The sequence below is a fragment of the Pseudonocardia lutea genome (assembly GCF_042658055.1).
In the GTDB taxonomy this organism is placed as follows: domain Bacteria; phylum Actinomycetota; class Actinomycetes; order Mycobacteriales; family Pseudonocardiaceae; genus Pseudonocardia; species Pseudonocardia lutea.
Window position 1 is genome coordinate 23,752 of sequence record NZ_JBHSQK010000062.1, and the last position, 18,101, is coordinate 41,852.

The 18,101-nt window shown below is 76.6% G+C and carries 16 protein-coding genes and 1 pseudogene; 12 read left to right on the forward strand and 5 right to left on the reverse strand.

The window, feature by feature from the left end; genetic code table 11:
* Window position 1: 1 nt before the first annotated feature.
* Window positions 2–1,285 carry an MFS transporter gene (locus ACFQH9_RS22550; RefSeq protein WP_379568630.1) on the reverse strand — a complete coding sequence of 428 codons (1,284 nt, stop codon included), beginning with the start codon at window positions 1,283–1,285 and terminating at the stop codon, window positions 2–4.
* 303 nt (window positions 1,286–1,588) lie between these two features.
* Here ACFQH9_RS22550 and infA point away from each other — a divergent pair, with 303 nt between their 5' ends.
* From infA to truA, 8 genes and pseudogenes are all read left to right on the forward strand, one after another.
* Window positions 1,589–1,810: a translation initiation factor IF-1 gene (infA, locus tag ACFQH9_RS22555; protein WP_010228514.1), complete on the forward strand. Its 222-nt coding sequence runs from the start codon at window positions 1,589–1,591 to the stop codon at window positions 1,808–1,810.
* A 118-nt stretch (window positions 1,811–1,928) separates the two neighbouring features.
* A complete protein-coding gene (gene rpmJ, locus ACFQH9_RS22560; RefSeq protein ID WP_015883600.1) occupies window positions 1,929–2,042 on the forward strand; it encodes a 50S ribosomal protein L36 in 114 nt (37 codons plus the stop codon).
* Window positions 2,043–2,205: 163 nt separating this feature from the next.
* Entirely contained in the window at window positions 2,206–2,586 is a 381-nt protein-coding gene (gene rpsM / locus ACFQH9_RS22565; RefSeq protein WP_379568633.1) for a 30S ribosomal protein S13, read from the forward strand.
* Window positions 2,586–2,993, forward strand: a complete 408-nt coding sequence (rpsK, locus tag ACFQH9_RS22570; protein WP_013677438.1) for a 30S ribosomal protein S11 — start codon at window positions 2,586–2,588, stop codon at window positions 2,991–2,993. Before rpsM ends, rpsK begins: the two co-directional genes overlap by 1 nt.
* A gap of 21 nt (window positions 2,994–3,014) precedes the next feature.
* On the forward strand, window positions 3,015–3,620 hold the full coding sequence (gene rpsD, locus ACFQH9_RS22575; protein ID WP_379568635.1) for a 30S ribosomal protein S4: 606 nt from the start codon (window positions 3,015–3,017) through the stop codon (window positions 3,618–3,620).
* Between the two features lie 104 nt (window positions 3,621–3,724).
* Window positions 3,725–4,774, forward strand: coding sequence for a DNA-directed RNA polymerase subunit alpha (locus ACFQH9_RS22580; RefSeq protein WP_037046151.1), 1,050 nt, complete (start codon window positions 3,725–3,727; stop codon window positions 4,772–4,774).
* Window positions 4,775–4,776: 2 nt separating this feature from the next.
* Window positions 4,777–5,307 (forward strand): annotated as a pseudogene (rplQ, locus tag ACFQH9_RS22585) (50S ribosomal protein L17); the annotation flags it as partial.
* 184 nt (window positions 5,308–5,491) lie between these two features.
* Window positions 5,492–6,367: a tRNA pseudouridine(38-40) synthase TruA gene (gene truA, locus ACFQH9_RS22590; protein ID WP_379568695.1), complete on the forward strand. Its 876-nt coding sequence runs from the start codon at window positions 5,492–5,494 to the stop codon at window positions 6,365–6,367.
* Here the strand turns inward: truA and ACFQH9_RS22595 are convergent.
* Window positions 6,345–8,234 (reverse strand): PT domain-containing protein, encoded by a 1,890-nt coding sequence (locus ACFQH9_RS22595; protein WP_379568637.1) that lies wholly within the window; start codon window positions 8,232–8,234, stop codon window positions 6,345–6,347. The genes truA and ACFQH9_RS22595 overlap by 23 nt on opposite strands.
* A 94-nt stretch (window positions 8,235–8,328) precedes the next feature.
* Here ACFQH9_RS22595 and ACFQH9_RS22600 point away from each other — a divergent pair, with 94 nt between their 5' ends.
* Complete coding sequence (locus ACFQH9_RS22600; protein WP_379568639.1) at window positions 8,329–8,781, forward strand: nucleoside deaminase; 453 nt, start codon at window positions 8,329–8,331, stop codon at window positions 8,779–8,781.
* Window positions 8,782–8,830: 49 nt separating this feature from the next.
* Window positions 8,831–10,159, forward strand: coding sequence for a type VII secretion protein EccB (gene eccB, locus ACFQH9_RS22605; protein ID WP_379568641.1), 1,329 nt, complete (start codon window positions 8,831–8,833; stop codon window positions 10,157–10,159).
* On the opposite strand, the gene ACFQH9_RS22610 is transcribed toward eccB, so the two are convergent.
* Window positions 10,156–11,028, reverse strand: a complete 873-nt coding sequence (locus ACFQH9_RS22610; protein ID WP_379568643.1) for a LysR family transcriptional regulator — start codon at window positions 11,026–11,028, stop codon at window positions 10,156–10,158. The genes eccB and ACFQH9_RS22610 overlap by 4 nt on opposite strands.
* An 89-nt stretch (window positions 11,029–11,117) precedes the next feature.
* Between ACFQH9_RS22610 and ACFQH9_RS22615 the strand changes: the two genes are divergently transcribed.
* The gene (locus ACFQH9_RS22615) at window positions 11,118–11,702 is read left to right on the forward strand and encodes a hypothetical protein (RefSeq protein WP_379568645.1); all 585 of its coding nucleotides are present in this window, start codon (window positions 11,118–11,120) and stop codon (window positions 11,700–11,702) included.
* Here ACFQH9_RS22615 and ACFQH9_RS22620 read toward each other — a convergent pair.
* Both ACFQH9_RS22620 and eccD read right to left on the reverse strand, forming a co-directional pair.
* On the reverse strand, window positions 11,641–12,813 hold the full coding sequence (locus ACFQH9_RS22620) for a S8 family serine peptidase (RefSeq protein WP_379568647.1): 1,173 nt from the start codon (window positions 12,811–12,813) through the stop codon (window positions 11,641–11,643). The genes ACFQH9_RS22615 and ACFQH9_RS22620 overlap by 62 nt on opposite strands.
* Window positions 12,807–14,222: a type VII secretion integral membrane protein EccD gene (gene eccD / locus ACFQH9_RS22625; protein ID WP_465269540.1), complete on the reverse strand. Its 1,416-nt coding sequence runs from the start codon at window positions 14,220–14,222 to the stop codon at window positions 12,807–12,809. The genes ACFQH9_RS22620 and eccD overlap by 7 nt, the downstream gene beginning before the upstream one ends.
* Window positions 14,223–14,332: 110 nt before the next feature.
* On the opposite strand from eccD, the gene eccCa reads away from it, so the two are divergent.
* On the forward strand, window positions 14,333–17,995 hold the full coding sequence (gene eccCa, locus ACFQH9_RS22630; RefSeq protein ID WP_379568651.1) for a type VII secretion protein EccCa: 3,663 nt from the start codon (window positions 14,333–14,335) through the stop codon (window positions 17,993–17,995).
* Window positions 17,996–18,101: the final 106 nt, after the last annotated feature.

An 18,101-nucleotide genomic window follows, 5' to 3' on the forward strand; every position in this document is an offset into this window, starting at 1 on the left:
CTCATGGTGTCGGGGCGGGGTCGAGGGGATGGGCGAGCTCGTCGCGGTGCAGGCGCCAGCCCACGACCGCGGCCACGGCCAGCAGCACCGGGCCGAGGCCGGCGATCACGAAGGTGGCCGGGATGCCGATCGTCTCGCCGACCGGCCCGGCCAGCGCGGTGGACACCGGCATCAGGGCCAGCGACACGAAGAAGTCCAGGCTCGAGACCCGGCCGAGCAGGTGCGGCGGGACGCGGCGCTGCAGCAGCGTCCCCCAGATCACCATCGCCGCCCCGTGCGCCGCCCCCACCACGCCGACGATCGCGCCCATGACCCAGAGCCGGTCGGTGAAGCCGATCGCGGCCAGCGGGACGCCGCCGACGCCCCAGAGCAGGATCATGATCGTGAGATAGCGGCGCGGCATCCGGCCGGCCGAGGCGATCAGCGACCCGGCCGCGCCGCCCAGCCCGAACGCGGCCAGCACCAGCGCGTACCCGCCCGGTCCGCTCGCCGTCTGCTCGCGGACGGCGAAGGGCAGCAGCACCTCGATCGGGCCGATCACGACCAGCACCAGCAGCACGGCGAAGGCGAGCGTCGCGAAGAGCCAGCCGGTGCGCAGCAGGTAGGCGAAGCCCTCGCGCAGGTCGGCGAGGACGGAGGTGCGTTCCCGCTCCTCGTCGACCGAGGGCGGCACCCGCATGGCGAGCAGCGGCAGCAGGGCCAGCGCGTACCCCGCGGCCGCACCCCCCAGCGCGACGCCCGGGCCGAACGCGGCCACCAGCCCGCCGGCCAGCGCGGGGCCCGCGGCGTACATGGCGACCGGGCGCAGGACGCCCTCGAGGCCGTTCGCGGCCAGCAGCTCGTCGGCGGGCAGCAGCGTCGGCAGGATCGCCGAGTAGGCCGGGTAGAAGAACGCCTCCGCCGCGCCGACCACGAACGCGATCAGCGCCAGGTGCCAGAGCCGCAGGCCGCCGGTGACCGCCAGCGCGGCGGCGAGGCCGGCCATCACGATCCGGACGGTCTCGACCAGCCGGAGCAGCAGCCGCCGGGAGACCCGGTCGGCCGCCACCCCGCCCAGCAGCACGCTCGCCAGCAGGCCGGTGGCCGCGGCCGCCGAGACCAGCGACAGGTCCGACGGGCCGCCGCCCAGCGCGATCACCTGGTAGACCAGCGCGACGATCCACAGCCCGCTCGCGAACAGCGACGCGGCCATCGACACCGCGAGCAGGCCGTAGTCGCGGTGCCGGAAGGGCCGCAGCGGCCGCGGGAGGCGGCGCTGCGGGCGGGGGGCCGTACCGGTGCTCACACGGCATACTGCAGCACCTGGACCGGGGTCCAGGTCAACCTGATTCCGGCGAAGCGGACAGGGACGCGGGCCGCACCCCGTGGGCGCCGGGTCGGTGCGGGCGTGGATCACCCCCCGCGCGCGTACCCCATGTGCCGGCACCTGTAAAGCACACGTACACTGGGTCCTCGGCGCGCCGTGTGGCGCCGGTTCCGGTCGTGCTCATCCGCACCCTTCGGTCCCGTCCCCGCCCCGTGGTGCGCCTGCGGTACCAGCACTACAGCACGACCGAAACACAGTCACCTGTCACGGAACGCGGAGGACATGGCCAAGAAGGACGGGGCGATCGAGGTCGAGGGCCGGGTCGTCGAACCCCTGCCGAACGCGATGTTCCGCGTGGAGCTGGAGAACGGGCACCGGGTCCTCGCGCACATCAGCGGGAAGATGCGGCAGCACTACATCCGGATCCTCCCCGAGGACCGGGTGGTCGTGGAGCTCTCCCCCTACGACCTCTCCCGCGGCCGCATCGTCTACCGCTACAAGTGAACATCCGGGGGCCCCGCCCCCGGAACCCGCCGACCCGTGGACAGCACGGCGAGGGCGGGCAGGACAAGAGACCCCGCCGGAAGGCCCCGCCTCCCGGCAGACAGCAGAAGGACCGGACGTGAAGGTCAAGCCGAGCGTCAAGCCGATCTGCGACAAGTGCAAGGTGATCCGCCGTCACGGCCGGGTCATGGTGATCTGCGAGAACCTGCGCCACAAGCAGCGCCAGGGCTGATCACCGCGCTCGTCGCGGGAGGCACAGCTCAACAGAGGAACCCGACGGACCTGCCGCGCCACACGAGGCGCGGTGACACCCCCGGTACCGGGCCGGGGCCCCGAACTAGTCACTCGGGGACGGCCGTCGGGAGTACCCGGCACGACAAGGAGACACCAGCCGCATGGCACGACTCTCAGGTGTCGACCTCCCCCGCGACAAGCGGATGGAGATCGCGCTGACCTACATCTACGGGATCGGGCGGTCGCGTTCGCTCGAGATCCTGGCCGCCACGGGCGTGAGCCCGGACCTGCGCTCGCGGGACCTGACCGACGAGCAGCTGGCCTCCCTGCGCGAGTACATCGAGAACAACTTCCGGGTCGAGGGCGACCTGCGCCGCGAGGTGCAGGCCGACATCCGCCGGAAGATCGAGATCGGCTCGTACCAGGGCATCCGCCACCGTCGCGGGCTCCCGGTCCGCGGCCAGCGCACCAAGACCAACGCGCGCAGCCGCAAGGGCCCGAAGAAGACCGTGGCCGGCAAGAAGAAGGCAGGTAAGAAGTAATGCCGCCCCGTACCCGTGGCGCGGCCGGACCCAAGAAGGTCCGCCGCAAGGAGAAGAAGAACGTCGCGCACGGCCACGCGCACATCAAGAGCACCTTCAACAACACGATCGTGTCCATCACGGACCCGACCGGTGCCGTGATCGCGTGGGCCTCCGCCGGCCACGTGGGCTTCAAGGGCTCGCGCAAGTCGACGCCGTTCGCGGCGCAGATGGCCGCCGAGAACGCCGCCCGCAAGGCCGCCGAGCACGGCATGAAGAAGGTCGACGTCTTCGTGAAGGGCCCGGGCTCGGGCCGCGAGACGGCGATCCGCTCGCTGCAGGCCGCCGGCCTCGAGGTCGGCACCATCTCCGACGTGACCCCCCAGCCGCACAACGGATGCCGCCCGCCCAAGCGGCGCCGGGTCTGAGTGGGAAGGGAGTAACAACTCATGGCTCGTTACACCGGCCCCATGACCCGCAAGTCCCGCCGGCTGAAGGTCGACCTCGTCGGCGGCGACCAGGCGTTCGAGCGCCGTCCCTACCCGCCCGGCCAGCACGGCCGGATCCGGATCAAGGAGACGGAGTACCTCCTGCAGATGCAGGAGAAGCAGAAGGCGCGCTTCGCCTACGGCGTGCTGGAGAAGCAGTTCCGTTCGTACTACGAGGAGGCGCACCGCCGTCCCGGCAAGACCGGTGACGAGCTGCTCCAGATCCTCGAGTCGCGGCTGGACAACGTCGTGTACCGGGCCGGCCTGGCCCGCACCCGGCGCATGGCGCGCCAGCTGGTGAACCACGGGCACTTCCTGGTCAACGGCCAGAAGGTGAACATCCCCAGCTTCCGCGTCTCGCAGTACGACATCATCGACGTCCGGCCGAAGTCGCTGGGCATGGACCCGTTCGTCATCGCCAAGGAGACCCTCGGCGACCGTCCGGTCCCGGCCTGGCTCCAGGTCGTCCCGTCGACCCTGCGGATCCTCGTGCACCAGCTCCCGGAGCGGGCGCAGATCGACACGCAGGTCACCGAGCAGCTGATCGTCGAGCTCTACTCCAAGTAGTAGTGCCCGCGGTCTCCTGACTCGTCCCCCCGCCCTGCAGTGGGGCGGGGGGCTCACTGCGGCATCAAATGGTGGGTGCCGCGGCACACTAAGGAGACACACCAGTGCTGATCTCTCAGCGCCCCACCCTGACCGAGGACTCGGTCACCGAGACCCGTTCCCGGTTCGTCATCGAGCCGCTCGAGCCGGGCTTCGGCTACACGCTGGGCAACTCGCTCCGGCGCACCCTGCTGTCCTCCATCCCGGGGGCGGCCGTGACCAGCATCCGCATCGACGGCGTGCTGCACGAGTTCACCACCGTGCCGGGGGTGAAGGAGGACGTCACCGACATCATCCTCAACCTCAAGGAGCTGGTCGTCAGCTCCGAGGAGGACGAGCCGGTGACGATGTACCTGCGCAAGCAGGGCCCGGGCGCGGTCACCGCGGGGGACATCGTCCCGCCGGCCGGTGTCACCGTGCACAACCCGGACCTGCACATCGCCACGCTCAACGACAAGGGCCGCCTCGAGGTGGAGCTCGTCGTCGAGCGGGGCCGCGGCTACGTGCCGGCGATGCAGAACAAGGCCACCGGCGCCGAGATCGGCCGGATCCCGGTCGACTCGATCTACTCGCCGGTCCTCAAGGTGACCTACAAGGTCGAGGCCACCCGTGTCGAGCAGCGCACGGACTTCGACAAGCTCGTGCTGGACGTCGAGACCAAGCCGAGCATCGGCCCGCGGGACGCCCTGGCGTCGGCGGGCAAGACCCTCGTCGAGCTGTTCGGCCTCGCCCGCGAGCTGAACGTCGACGCCGAGGGCATCGAGATCGGTCCGTCGCCGCAGGAGGCGGACACCATCGCGGCCTTCGCGATGCCGATCGAGGAGCTCGACCTCACCGTCCGCTCGTACAACTGCCTCAAGCGCGAGGGCATCCACACCGTGGGTGAGCTCGTCGGGCGCAGCGAGGCGGACCTGCTGGACATCCGCAACTTCGGCGCGAAGTCGATCGACGAGGTCAAGATGAAGCTCGTCGGCCTCGGCCTCGCGCTCAAGGACAGCCCGCCCGGGTTCGACCCGTCTGCGGCCGCCTCGGACTACGGGACCGACACCGGCGGCTACGACGCCGACCCGTTCTCCGACGACGGCCAGGACTACGCAGAAACGGAGCAGTTGTAGCCATGCCTCAGCCCACCAAGGGGCCCCGCCTCGGCGGTTCGCCCGCTCACCAGCGGCTGATCCTGGCCAACCTGGCGACCGCGCTGTTCCAGCACGGGCGGATCACCACGACGGAGGCCAAGGCCCGCCGGCTGCGGCCCTACGCCGAGCGGCTGATCACCAAGGCCAAGCGGGGCGACCTGCACAACCGTCGCGAGATCCTCAAGGTCATCCGCGACAAGGGCGTCGTCCACCGCCTCATCGAGGAGATCGGGCCGTTCTACGCGGACCGCAACGGTGGCTACACCCGGATCACCAAGACGCTGCCGCGCAAGGGCGACAACGCCCCCATGGCCGTGATCGAGCTGATCCAGCAGAAGACCGTCACCGACGAGGCGAACCGCGCCCGCCGTGCGGCGGCCTCGCAGGCCGCGCAGCCCGCCGCGACCGAGGAGACGGCGACCACCGAGTCGGCCGGGTCGACCGAGGCCTCCGAGACCTCCGAGGCCTCCGAGGCCTCCGGGACCTCCGAGACCTCGGCGCCGTCCGGCGAGACGGTGGCCGCGGCGGGCCAGCCGCAGCCGACCGACACCGAAGCGATCGAGGAGGCCGAGGCGGCGACCGCCCCGGCGTCCGACGCCGAGGAGTCCGCCGGCGGCGAGCCGGCGAAGGCCGAGGACGCGGCCGACGGCGACAAGGGCACCGAGAAGGCCTGATTCAGGGTCCTCCCGCGTGACCGTGCAGTACTCCGAGCAGTATCCGGACGAGCCCGCCACCCCCCGGGGTGGCGGGCTCGCCCGCTTTCGCCTGGACATCACCTACGACGGCACGGACTTCTCCGGGTGGGCCGTGCAACCCACCCGCCGCACCGTGTGCGGCGTGCTGACGGACGCCCTGGGCCGCATCCTGCGCACCGACGTCGGGTTGACCGTCGCCGGGCGCACGGACGCCGGGGTGCACGCCACCGGCCAGGTCGCGCACGCCGACCTGCCCGTGGAGGTCGATCCCGCGCGGCTGGTCCGCCGGCTCGCCCGCTTCCTGCCGCCGGACGTCCGGGTCCGGACCGTCACGCCCGTCCCCGCGGCGTTCGACGCCCGCTTCTCGGCCCTGCGCCGGCACTACGTCTACCGCGTCGCCACCGCCCCGTACGGGGCCGAGCCGCTGCGTGCGCGGGACACCCTCTCCTGGCCGCACCCCGTCGACGTCGACGCCGTGAACGCCGCCTCGCAGCGGTTGCTCGGCGAGCACGACTTCGCCGCCTTCTGCAAGCGTCGCGAGGGCGCGACGACGGTCCGGGCGCTGGAGCGCTTCTCCTGGACCCGCGCGGCCGACGGCGTGGTGTCCGCGGCGGTGTCGGCCGACGCCTTCTGCCACTCGATGGTCCGCAGCCTGGTCGGCGCCCTGCTCGACGTCGGGCGCGGGCGCCGCGGCGTCGACTGGCCGGCCGAGCTGCTCACCCGCCGGGAGCGGGGCCAGGGGGTGGCGGTCGCCCCGGCGCACGGGCTCACGCTCGTCGGCGTCGACTACCCGCCGGACTCCGCCCTCGGCGCGCGTGCGGAGGTCACCCGCAACCTCCGGGTGCCCGGCGGGGCTACCGCCCCCGCAGCTCCCTGACGTTCACCACCAGCAGGACCAGGGCCGCCAGGGCGAGCGAACCGGCCAGCACGATCTTCCAGCCGGAGAGCAGCGCGATCACCCCACCGGTGATCACGAGCGCACTGAGCGCGAGCCCGGCCATGCTGGCCGCGAACTCGATCGACCGGCGCCGCGCCACGGCCTCCACCAGGGCGAACAGCAGCAGACCCAGCGCGAACCACAGCAGCGTCGACAGGTGGGGCCAGAACAGCAGCGCGCCGAGCCCGCCGATCAGCACCGGGATGGACAGTGCCGCCCACACCCGCAGGAAGCGGGAGCGGAAGTCCGCGTGCACCACGTACGGCAGGTGCGGCTGGTGCAGGTGGGCGTCGGGGGGTCCGGGCGGGCGCGGGCCGGCCAACCGGTCCGCCTGGACGTCGATCTCCTCCAGCAGCCGCACCCGCTCGGCCACCAGCGCGGCCAGCCCGTCCTCCCGCTGCCGCAGCTCCTCCAGGTGCACCGGCCGGCCGGGCGCGGCGTCGGAGCGCGCGGCCAGGTACCGCAGCTCGGCGTGCAGGCCCCGGACGCCCACCCGCTCGGCCTCGATCTCGGTCTCCAGCTCGTCGACGCGGGCCTGCAGGACCTTCATCCGCTCCTGCAGGGCCGCCGCCTCCTCCTCGGCGGTCGGGGCGACCTTGTCCAGGCCCGCCCAGCCGAGCGGGTCGGCCCACGAGCGGCGCACCGTCCGGTCGCGCTCGTAGCGGGGCCCCGCGGGTGCGCGTTCGCTGCCGAAGGAGTCGCGGGTGTCCAGCCCCCACAGTCCGCGGTAGTCGCGGAGCCAGCCCGTGGTGTCGTCGACCAGCTCCACCGACCACGACCGGCCGCCGGGACCGAGCCGGACGCCGTCGCCGCGGGCGTAGTCGATGAACGGGACGTCGAACCCGCCGGTCCTGGGCTCGGGCGCGAAGGGCATCAGCCAGCGCCGCACCCGTTGGATCGTGCGCAGCACCGCACGCAGCGCGGGCAGCCCGACGCTGACCACGTAGTCCCCGGCCACGAACGCGTGCGAGTGGGAGCCGGCGCCGGGGTAGAGCACGGGGTGGGTGCCGTCCCGGTCGAGCATCGGGTCGTCCCAGCGGCGGCGCAGGTCGTCGCCGTGGTGGTCGTGGGTGGAGGCGGCGACCCAGGCCGGCTCGAGCCCGCCGGACCCGTCCGGCACCAGGTAGACCGCGACGGTCTCCCAGTCGGCCTCGTGGTCGTTGACGCCGTGGAAGGTCGAGCGCCAGTCGTTGAAGGCGTAGAAGAACCAGTACTGCAGCACCGTGTAGCCCGCGGTGCGCACGACACGCCCGTAGTAGGTCGCGCCGGTCAGCTCGCGGGAGCGCTGGTGGGCGGCCGCCACGAGGCCGTTGGGCACCTTGCCGCGGACGAGCAGGGACAGCCGCAGCACGACGTCGATCAGCCGGGCGATCACGCCGACCGCGGCGAAGCGGCCGATGCCGCCCAGCCGCGGCCGCTCGGCGCGGCGCCACCGCCGGACCTCGCGCGCACCGAGGGACTCCTGCACGAACCGCAGGTGCAGTCGCCGCTCCCGGTAGCGGCGGCCGGCCTCGCCGAGGCCTTCCAGGGTGAGCTCCCCGGCGGGGACGAGGGGCTCGCCACTGCGCTTGCGGTCGCCCTCCGGCTCCTCCCACAGGCTGCACCGCGTGACGTAGTCCGCCACCGTCACCGGGAGGAACAGCTCGCCCTCGGTGTAGCGCAGGACGGGCTCGTACCGGCGCAGCAGCGCGCGATCGTCCGTCGGGCCGGCCGGGGCGGCGTCGGTGGGAGCGTCGGTGGGCGCGGCGGTGGGATCGGCGGTGGGATCGGCGGTGGACGCGCCGGGGTGATCGAGGGGTGTGTCCACGTCTCCCACAGTAGCCAGCGGGCGGCGTGTTCCGCGGGGGTTGCGAACGGCGGGGCGACGCGACGGGTGGCGTGGTCTCCGTAGGCTGGGCGGCGTGACCGTCGACCCCGCCGCCGCACTGGAGATCGCGCTCGAGGAGGCCCGGGCCGGGCTCGCGTCGGGCGGCATCCCGATCGGCGCCGCGCTGCTCGGGCCCGACGGCGAGGTGCTCGGCCGCGGGCACAACCGCCGGGTCCAGGACGACGACCCGTCCGTGCACGGCGAGACCGCGGCCTTCCGCGACGCGGGCCGGCAGCGCGACTACCGGCGCACCACGATGGTCACCACGCTGTCGCCCTGCTGGTACTGCAGCGGGCTGATCCGGCAGTTCGGCATCGGCGCGGTGGTCATCGGGGAGAGCCGGACCTTCACCGGCGGCCACGGCTGGCTCGCCGAGCACGGGGTCCGGGTCACCCTGCTCGACGACGAGCGCTGCGTCCGGCTCATGGAGGAGTTCATCGCCGCCCGCCCCGAGCTGTGGAACGAGGACATCGGGGTGGCGGACTAGTTCTCCCGTTCCGCCTCGGACCGAGGGGTCACCGGGCTAGCGTCCGGTGGTGCCGTTCCCGGTCCCGCCGCCCGCCACCCGCGACCAGGCCGACGCCCACCGCTACGGCCTGCGGCGGCTGGAGGCGGCGCTGGTGCGCGCCGATCCCGTGCCGCTGCACGAGCAGCTGCGCGCGCAGCGGCGGGCGACGCTGGTCGGCGTCGTCCTCGCGCTGCTCGGGCTGGGCGCCGCGGCGGTGCAGGCCGCGCTGGCGCCGCGGCCGGAGTGGACCCGGCAGGCCCTGGTGGTGGGCACGCCGTCGGGTGCCGTGTATGCCGTCGCGCACGAGCCCGACCGGCTGGTCCCGGTGCCCGACGCCGTCGCCGGGCGACTCGTGCGGGCCGCCCTCGGGCTGCCCGGCGGCGAACCGCGGATGGTGCCGGACTCCGAGCTCGCCGAGGTGGCGCGGACCGCTCCGGCCGCGCTGCCCGCGGCCGTGGGCGTGACGCCCGGCGGTCCTGGGGTCCCCGAGCGCTGGGCGGTGTGCGACGGGCCGGACGGCACGACGGTGCTGGCGGGGACCCTGGCGCCCGAGCCCCGCGGGGCGCCGGCGGTGGTCGTCGAGGCACCCGGCGGGGAGCGCTTCGCCGTGCTCGACGGCGTCCGGCACGCGATCGGCACCGATCCCGCCGTCGCGGCCGGGCTCGGCCTCGCCGGCGTCGCACCCCGGCGGGTGGGCGCGCCGACGCTGTCCGCCGTCCCCGAGGGACCGGCGTGGGCGCCGCCCGTCCTGCCCGACGGCCCGGGCCCGCGCCGCGCGCACGGCCGCCCCGGCGACGTCCTCACGACCGCCGGTCTCGACGGCGGCCGCACCTACCTCGCGATCGTGCCCGGCGGGGTCCAGGAGGTGCCGGCGACCCTCGCCGAGGTGCTGCGGGCGCAGGGCGGCACGGGCCCGCGCGAGATCGCACCCGCCGTCGTCGCCGAGGCCCCGCGGCTCACCACGCTGCCGCCCGCCGGCTGGCCGGACCGGGTGCCGGCGTGGTCGCCTGCGCCGGGAGCCCTCTGCGCGACCTGGGCCGGCGGGCGGGCGGGGGTGAGCCTGAGCCCGGAGCTCCCGGCGGTCCCGCAGGGCGTGCGGGTGCCGCTCCGCGGTGGCGTGGCGGCCGCGGCCGTGCTGCTCGGCGGCGGTCCGGTGCGGGCGGTGTCGCCGACCGGGGGCGGCACGGTCTGGCTCGTCTCCGCGAGCGGGATCGCCCACGGCGTCGCCGACGCCGACACCGCCACGGCCCTCGGCCTGCCGCCCGCGCTGCCGGCCGCGCCCGAGGCCGCGCTGCGGCTGCTCCCGCAGGGCGGGCGCCTCGACCTCGCCGACGCCCGCCGCGCCGTCGGGTCCTAAGGCCTCAGCTCGCTGCGGACCCGGTCGGCCAGGGCACGCGCGGGCCGGCTGAGCCCGGCGAGGTCGCGGGTCGCCAGGACGAGGTCGCGGTCGGCCCAGGCGTCGGCGAGGGGAACGCGGACGAGCCCGTCGGCGATGCTGCGCGCATGCAGGACCGCGATCCCGACGCCGGCCGCGACCGCCCGGCAGACGGACGCCGCGTCGGGGAAGCGGCCGCGGTGCCGGGGATGCGCGCCCAGCGGCAGGGCTTGGCGGCGGAGGTGCTCCTCGAACGCGCTCCCCTCGGCGTAGCCGACGAAGGGCCGGTCGAGGACCTCGGCGAACCTGAGGCTCGTGGCCCTCGCCAACGGGTCGTCGGGGGTGCACGCGACCTGCAGCGGGTCGGGGCAGAGCCGGACCGTCTCCAGCCCGGTGAGGTCGACGGTGTCGGCGAGGAGCCCGAACTCGGCCCGCCCGGACGTCAGCCCGACGACGATCCGGTGGCTCGGCCGCTCGAGGAGGTCGACTTCGGCGTCGGGATGGTCGGCCAGGAAGCCGATGAGGACGTCCGGTAGCAGGGTCGCCGCGGAGGTGTTGGCCAGCACGGTGACCGTCGCCGGGCGGCCCGCGAGGTCCGCGAGCTCCAGGCGCATCCGGTCGTGGCGCTCGACGATCTCCCGCGCGTGCGTCAGCAGCAGGACACCGGGGCGCGTGGGGACGACCCCGCGCCGGTGCCGGTCGAGCAGCGGCGCGCCCGAGGCCGCCTCCATCGCCCGGATCCGGCCGCTCGCCGAGGCCAGCGAGAGGTGCACGAGCTCAGCGGCGCGGGTGATGCTGCCGTGCTCGGCCACCGCGAGGAAGAGCCGGAGATCGAGCAGGTCGAACGCCATGCCCGGACCGTACAGCCTTCGGATCCGCCGAAGTCTCACTCGACGACCGGCACATTGTGCTTCCGTCCCGACCAGCCGATCCTCGATCCGTGGCACACACCGGGTTCGACGTCGAGTGGGTGGCAGCCGTGGTGCGGCGGATCGCGCCGGCCGCGGCACTCGTGGTGCTGGTTGCAGCGGTCCTCCTCGGCGACGCGGCCGGGGCACGGGCGGTGTCCCGCGCGGCGCCAGACCTGCACCGCACCGAGGCGACCACCGTCGCCGGCGCCCCCGTCCGCGCGCCGGACGAGAACGCCCTGGTCTCGCAGGTCCCGGTGCAGGCCGTGTGGCTCGCCCCGGACGGCACGGGTCGCCTCGGGCCGGTGACGGTCGAGCCGGGCACCCCCGCGGGCCGGACCGTGCCGCTGTGGGTCGACGCCGCCGGGCGCCCCGTGGCTCCGCCGGCGACGGGCACGGCCGACGCGGTCGTCGTCGGTGGCCTGATCGTGCTGCTCGGCGGGGCGGCGATCGCCGCAGCGGTGTGGCTCACGGCGGCGGCCGCCGCCCGGCAGCGTTCCCGCCGGCTCGCTGCGGAATGGGCGGCGGCGGAGCCGCTGTGGAGCGGGCGTCGGATCAGGGACGGAGCCGACGCACCAGGAGCGGAGAGGCGGCGGCGAGGACGCAGAGCGCCGTGACCGCGGCGATCGGCACCCAGGCGGGCGTCGGGCGCGCGGGCGGGCGGGACGCGACCGCGGAGGCGGCCGGGTGCGGATCGGCCGCGGTGAGGAGGGTCAGGGCGGAGAGCGGATCGACGACGCCGGCACCGAGTGCGTCGGACCGGCCGCCCGGGACCCGCCGGGCCGTGGCGACCAGGCGCTCGGCGACAGCCGTCGCGTCGAGCGCGGGGAAGCGCTGCCGGACCAGCGCGGCCGTGCCCGCGACGATCGGCACCGCGAGGCTCGTGCCCTGCAGGTCCGGGCCGGTCAGGCCGGAGCCGGGCGCGAGCGAGCGCAGGTCCGTCCCGCGCGCGGCGAGATCGACCCAGGGGCCGTGGACGGTGAAGGGGGCGGGCGCGTCGTCCGGGGTCGTGGCGGCCACGGCGAGCACCCCGTCGGCGAGGAGGCCGGCGCCGCCTGCGTAGCCCGCCGCGGCGGGGAGCGGTACCTCGCCGGGCTCGCCGGTGCAGCCGCCGGAGCCGACGTTGCCGGCCGCCGCGACCACCAGCACGTCCGCGATCCTCGCCGCCTGCAGGGCGGCCCGTAGCGGCCGCCCGACGACGGCGGCGCGGGCGGCGTCCAGGCACACGGCCTCGCTGATCGTCACCACCGAGGCGCCGAGGCCGATCGCCCGGAGCACCGCCCCGGCGAGCGACGCGGTGTCGCCGGCGGGCCGGGTCGCCCCGCCCGGTCCCGTCACCGTGAACGACGGGCTGGCCTGCCGGATGGCGACGACCTCGACCCCCGGCGCCACGCCGACGACGTCGTCGTCCGGGCTCGGGGCCGCGGCGAGCAGCCCCGCGACCGCGGTGCCGTGGCCGTCGCAGTCGGTGAGGCCGTCGCCGCCGGTGAGGTAGTCGCCGCCCCCGGTCAGCCGGGGCAGGCGGGGGTGCGGCGCGACCCCGGTGTCGATCACCGCCACGCGCACGCCGCCGCCGTCGGCCAGCGCGTGCACCGCGGCGAGCGGCAGCCCGCCGCCCCGCCCGGCGCCGCCCGCGCCGACGCACTCGGTCACCTGGCTCAGCCCGCCCTCCGGCCCCGGCGCCAGCGCGATCAGCAGCGCGGCGACCGGCACCAGTGCGCTCACCATCCGCGGGCCAGCGCGAACAGGTCGAGCGCCGCGGCGGCGAGCGGGACGCAGAGGGCGGTCAGGACGAGCTCGGCGAGGTCGACGCCGCGCCGGCCGACCGGCCCGAACCGGCTCGGCCGGCCGTGCAGCGCGAGCACCGCGAGGAGCGCGCCGAGGGTGGCGAGGGCGGCCAGGAGCCGGACGGCCGCCGGAGCGGCCAGGGTGCCCGCCACCGCCGCGCCGCACCCGCCGAGCAGCCCCGCCAGCCGCAACGCGCGGACGGGCAGTGGCTCGGCGAACCCCCTCGCGCGCAGGAGGAGCACGGCGCACAGGGCCACGGCCAGGAGCGGTCCCCACCGGCTCGGCACGGTCGCGGCGAGCACCGCACCGCCCGCGGTGACGGCGGCCGTGCCGAGCACCAGACCGGCGAGGTGCCGGCGGGCGAGATCGGCCTGCCCCGCCGGGCGGGACGCCCCGTCGGCCGGGCGCCCCGGCGGCTCGGCGGCGTCGGCCGCGGACAGTCCGGCGAACCGCAGCGCCACCCGCGGCAGCAGGGGCGCGGCCAGCACCCCGGCGAGCGCNGGCGCGGCCAGCACGGCGGCGAGCGCACACGCCGCTCCGGCCGTCGCCGCCGTGCCGCCGGTGAGCAGCAGGACCGCGCAGGCCAGGGCCGTCGTCGATCCGACGAGAAGCACCGCGGTCAGCAGGGGCGCGAGGACCCGCACGACCGCCTGCGCCGCCGCCGCGGCGAGGGTGAGGAGCAGCGCCGCGCCCAGGGTCGCCGCGGTCGGTGAGCCGGGCGCCAGCAGCCAGCCGACCGCTGCCGCGGGCGGGAGGGCACACAGGGCGGGGACGAGGCCGGTCCACCCCCGCGGGCCTGTCGCGGCTGCGGTGCTCCGCGCCCGCGCCGACAGCACCAGAGCCCCCGCGACCGCCCCGAGCCCGCCGACCACCCCGGCCGCGACGACGAGCAGCCCGCTCCCGCGCAGCGCCCCGAGCAGGACCGACGCCCCCGTCACCGCGCCGAGGACGGCGAGGGGGAGCGCCCGGTCGTCGTCGCCCGCCGCCGCGGCCTCGACCGCCGCGGCGAGCGCCTCGGGCAGGTCGTCGAACCGCGGGGCCGGCGGCGGCGCGACGGCCGGACCGATCCGCAGCAGCTCGCCGTCGTGGATGCCCAGCTGGGCGAGTGTGGCGCCGGGCGGCAGCGGCGCCCCGGCCGCGCCGTCGAGCCGCCAGGGCGCCGGTCCCCGTCCGGCGCCGGGCCGGGGCTCGCCCAGCAGCTCCCGCACCATCGGCACCAGCTCGGCGATCGCGAGGTCCGCGGGCAGTGCGACGTCGAGCCGGCAGGCCGGGGCCAGCACCGTCACCCGGCGGTAGGCGTCCACCCACGACCTCCTCGACCCCGGCACGACCTCGGCGGACCTCGGCACGACTTCGGCGGAACCGCCCCGCGGAGCGGGACGGGGTTGCGATCATCCGGGCGCAGTATCGGCCGAACGGGCGCCCGCCCGGGGCCGTTCGGCGAAAGTGGGGGCGCGAGTTGGGGACGGTCGAGGTCGCGCGGCGCCGCCGGCGGGTGCCGGCGCCGCCCTCCGGCGAGATCCGGGTGGAGCCGCCGCCCGAACCGGAGCGGGCGGTCCCGCCGGGGCTGCTCGCGCGGGCACTGCCGGTGGCGATGCTGCTCGGCTCGCTCGGCGTGGTCGCCGTGGGACGGGGCGAGCCGACGGCGTGGGTGTTCGGCGGCATGTTCGCGCTCTCGTCGGTCGGCCTGCTGCTCACCGGGGGCACCGGCCGCGGCTCCGAGCGCACCGCGACCGTCGACGAGGACCGCCGCGACTACCTCCGCTACCTGGCCCGGCTGCGGGCGCGGGCCGGACGCGTCGCCGGAGCCCAGCGGGCGGCGCTGGAGGACCGGCACCCGGACCCGGCCGCCTGGGCGGAGGTGCTGGCCGCCGGCCGGTTGTGGGAGCGCGATCCGGGCGACGAGGACTTCGCCCGCGTCCGGGTCGGCCTCGGCCCGCAGGGGCTGGCGACCCCGCTGGTGCCGCCCCGCACCGGGCCCGTCGACGGCGTCGAGCCGGTGAGCGCTCGCGCGCTGCGCCGGCTGCTGGCGCGGCACTCCGTGGTGCCGGACCTGCCCGTCGCGGTCGACCTGCGGGCGTCCTCGGCGGTGTGGCTCGACGGACCGCCCGAGCGCGCGCGGGCGGTCGGTCGCGCCGTCGTCGCCGGGCTCGTGCTCGGCCACGCACCGACGGACGTCGGCGTCGCGGCGCTCAGCGGCGCCGGCGCGTGGGACTGGCTGAAGTGGCTGCCGCACAACGCCCACGCCGTCGAGTGCGACGCCCTCGGCCCCGTCCGGATGATCACCGCCGACACCGACGTGCTCCGCCGCTGGTGGGCCGCGGACCCCGGGCCGCGGCACCTCCTCGTCGTCGTCGACGGGCCGGTCGACGGGCCCGGGGCGTGGGCCGCGGCCGAAGGCGTGACCGTGCTGCGGGTCGGGGTACCGCCCGCGCGACGGGAGTCCGCCTCGGTCGTGCGCCTGCGCCTCGCCGAGCCCGGCCCGGTGACCCGCCCGGACGAGCTCGACGCCGCCGACGCGCTCGCCCTCGCCCGCCGCCTCGCCCGCTACCGGCCCGCCGGGGCCGACCGCGCCCGACCGGCGGCGCACGGCCTGCCCGACCTGCTGGGACTCACCGCGATCCGGCCGGCCGAGGTCGCGGCGCTGCGGCGGTCGCGCTCCGCGGCCGACCACCTGCGCGTCCCGCTCGGGCTCGACGACGCCGGCCGCCCGCTCCTGCTGGACCTCAAGGAGTCCGCGCGCGGCGGCAGCGGGCCGCACGGGCTGTGCGTCGGGGCGACGGGCTCGGGCAAGAGCGAGCTGCTGCGGAGCCTCGTCGTCGGCCTGGTGCTCGCGCACGGTCCCGAGGAGCTCAACCTCGTGCTCGTCGACTTCAAGGGCGGGGCGACCTTCCTCGGCCTCTCCGGCCTGCCCCACGTGTCCGCCGTGATCACCAACCTGGTCGACGAGCTCGCCCTCGTCGACCGGACGGCCGACGCGCTGGAGGGCGAGATCACCCGGCGCCAGGAGCTGCTGCGCGCGGCCGGGAACCTCGCCGGGATCGCCGAGTACGAACGGGAACGCGGAGCCGGGCGGGACCTGCCGCCGCTGCCGGTGCTGCTGATCGTGGTCGACGAGTTCTCCGAGCTCCTGGCGCGCCGGCCCGAGCTGGTCGAGCTGTTCGTGACGGTGGGGCGGCTGGGCCGCTCGCTCGGGCTGCACCTGCTCCTCGCCTCGCAGCGGCTCGACGAGGGCCGGTTGCGCGGGCTGGAGTCCCACCTCTCCTACCGGATCGCGCTGCGCACCTTCTCCGCGCCGGAGTCGCGGGCGGTGCTCGGCGTGCCCGACGCCCACACCCTGCCCGCGACGCCCGGCGCGGCGATCCTCGCGGCCGGGACCGATCAGCTCGTCCGGTTCCGCGGCGCCTACGTCTCCGGCGCCGTCCCGGTGGGTGGGGCGCCCGTCGCGCGCCGCGCACACCGGTTCACGGCGGCGCCCGTGACCGCTCCGGAACCGCGCGCGGCGCCGGGCGGCCGGTCCGTGCTGGACGCCGCGGTCGACGCCGTCGTCGCCCTCGGCGGACCCGCGGCGCACCGCGTCTGGCTGCCCCCGCTCGACGAGCCGCCCCCGCTCGACGAGCTCGCCGCCGGCACCGGGCTGCGGGTGCCGGTCGGCCTCGTGGACCGGCCCGCCCGACAACGGCGGGACCCGCTCGTCGTCGACCTGGCGGGCGCGGCGGGCCATGTCGCGGTGGCCGGAGGTCCGCGGTCGGGCAAGTCGACGGCGCTGCGCACCCTCGTCGCCGCCCTCGCCCGCGCGCACACCCCGGCCGAGGTCGGCGTGCACGTGCTCGACCTCGGCGGCGGAGGGCTGACGGCGCTGGAGGAGCTCCCGCACGTCGGCACCGTCGCCGCCGATCCGGAGCTGGTGCGACGCACGGTGGCCGAGGTGAGCGGGCTGCTCGCGCGGCGCGAGGCGCGGTTCCGCGCGGAGGGCATCGGCTCGGTCGAGGAGTTCCGGGCCCGGCGGGCGGCCGGGGAGCTGGCGGACGAGCCGGCGACCGACGTGCTGCTCGTCGTCGACGGCTACGGCGCGCTCACGACGGACGAGCCCGGCGCCGACCGGCTCGCCGCGGTCGCCGCCCGGGGCCTCGCGTACGGGATCCACCTCGCGGTCTCGGTCGGCCGGTGGGGCGAGCTGCGGCCGGCCCTGAAGGACCAGCTCGGGACGCGCCTGGAGCTGCGGCTCGGCGAGCCGGGCGACTCCGAGGTGGACCGGCGCCGCGCCGCAGGGGTGCCCGCCCGGCCCGGCCACGGCCTCGCGCCCGACGGCGACGCGATGGTCCTGGCCGCGCCCGGCCCGCTCGTCCACCGGCCCGGTCCGGCCTTCCCGCCGGTGCGCCTGCTGCCGGCGCTCGTGCCGGCGGAACCGCTGCTGGGATCGACGGACGGCATCCCGCTCGGCCTCGACGAGGAGCGTCTCGAGCCGGTCCTGCTCGACCCCGCCGAACCCCACCTGCTCTGCTTCGCCGACGCGCGCAGCGGCAAGACGGGCCTGCTCCGGCTCCTGGCCCGCGGGATCGCGGCGCGCCACGCGCCCGAGCAGGCCCGGATCGTGGTGGTCGACCCGCGCCGGTCGCTGCTCGGCGCGCTGCCCGCGAGCCACGTGATCGAGCACGCCGGGACCCCGGCGGCGATCGCCGCCGCGGGCCGCGAGCTGGCGGCGACCCTGCGCCGCAGGCTACCCGGGCCCGAGGTCACGCCCGCGCAGCTCGCGGCGCGCGACTGGTGGTCCGGCCCGGAGGTGTGGGTGCTCGTCGACGACTACGACCTCGTCGCCCCGGCGGGCTCCACCGCCCCGCATCCGCTGGCCCCGCTCGCGGAGTTCCTCCCGCAGGCCGCGGACGTCGGGCTGCACCTGGTGGTCGCGCGGCGCGCCGGCGGGGCGGCCCGGGCGCTGTTCGACCCGGTCGTCGGGCGGCTGCGCGAGCTCGGCGGACCCGCACTCGTCCTGCACGGCAGCCCGGACGAGGGGCCGCTGGTCGCCGCGGTCCGCGCCGGACCCCGGCCGCCCGGCCGCGGCCTGCTCGTCGACCGGCGGCGGGGCCCGCGGCTGGTGCAGCTGGCGTGGGCGGAGCCGTGAAGTTCCCGGCAGCGCGCGGACCGGGGTCGGGTGCGGCAGGTTCGCGCCGTGGCCGGGCGGCCGATCCCCGCCGTGGTTCGGCGCTCGACCCGGCCCGGCGGCCGGG

Excerpts from the sequence above, each read along its gene's own strand:
- infA (WP_010228514.1), top strand. The coding sequence starts at position 1,589 with ATGGCCAAGAAGGACGGGGCGATCGAGGTCGAGGGCCGGGTCGTCGAA.
- rpsM (WP_379568633.1), top strand. The coding sequence starts at position 2,206 with ATGGCACGACTCTCAGGTGTCGACCTCCCCCGCGACAAGCGGATGGAG.
- rpsK (WP_013677438.1), top strand. The coding sequence starts at position 2,586 with ATGCCGCCCCGTACCCGTGGCGCGGCCGGACCCAAGAAGGTCCGCCGC.
- rpsD (WP_379568635.1), top strand. The coding sequence starts at position 3,015 with ATGGCTCGTTACACCGGCCCCATGACCCGCAAGTCCCGCCGGCTGAAG.
- ACFQH9_RS22610 (WP_379568643.1), bottom strand. The coding sequence starts at position 11,028 with ATGGCGTTCGACCTGCTCGATCTCCGGCTCTTCCTCGCGGTGGCCGAG.
- ACFQH9_RS22620 (WP_379568647.1), bottom strand. The coding sequence starts at position 12,813 with ATGGTGAGCGCACTGGTGCCGGTCGCCGCGCTGCTGATCGCGCTGGCG.